Raw genomic sequence first — 626 nt, forward strand, 5'->3', positions numbered from 1 at the left:
GAGGCGGTCACTATCCGCTATCACATGAAAGCACCGCGCGTATCCGCTGATTGTTTACCCTCACCCTGCACGGAAGAGACCCGGGCCTGCGGGTGAACGTGACCGTCGCCAAGGTCTTTGACAGAGCCACACCCGCGAACGAGTTCAGCAAGCCCGAGGCAGGTAATCGCTTTGTGGCCATCGAACTCCGCCTCGAGAACAAGGGCCGGGCTGTCTATGACGACAGCCCCTCCAACGGGGCAAAACTGATCGACGACCAGGGTCAGCAGTACCGCCCCACATTCGGCGACGTCCGAGAGGGAGTCGATTTCAGGGGCAGCGTTTCGGTAGCCAGCGGTGACATGCGGAAGGGGGTTCTGGTGTTCGAACTCCCCGTGAACGTCAAGCCGGCGAAGTTCCAGTTCGCGTTGAACAGCGGATTCGCCGACCAGAAGGGTGAGTGGGTGCTGACCCGGAGCTGATCCCGCTTAGGGCGCGAGCGTGCCCTGGCCTTCCGTGGCTGTGAGCAGGTCAGCTCACACGGGTCGTTTCTGCTGTTCGATGTACTGCGTGAGGACCGTGAGTGGTGCGCCGCCCACGCTTCCGGCGAAGTAGGACCCGGACCAGAAGTGTCCACCCCACAGGTA

The 626-nt window shown here is 62.1% G+C and carries 2 protein-coding genes; one reads left to right on the forward strand and one right to left on the reverse strand.

Annotated features, from left to right (window positions below; translation table 11 throughout):
* The first annotated feature begins 98 nt into the window (after positions 1-98).
* Positions 99-461, forward strand: a complete 363-nt coding sequence (locus tag ACFHYQ_RS27205) for a DUF4352 domain-containing protein (RefSeq protein WP_394303997.1) — start codon at positions 99-101, stop codon at positions 459-461.
* A gap of 54 nt (positions 462-515) precedes the next feature.
* On the opposite strand, the gene ACFHYQ_RS27210 is transcribed toward ACFHYQ_RS27205, so the two are convergent.
* The coding region (locus ACFHYQ_RS27210) for a transposase (RefSeq protein ID WP_394303998.1) at positions 516-626 on the reverse strand (111 nt) is incomplete at its 5' end.

Source organism: Sphaerimonospora cavernae (assembly GCF_042435035.1).
GTDB lineage: Bacteria > Actinomycetota > Actinomycetes > Streptosporangiales > Streptosporangiaceae > Sphaerimonospora > Sphaerimonospora cavernae.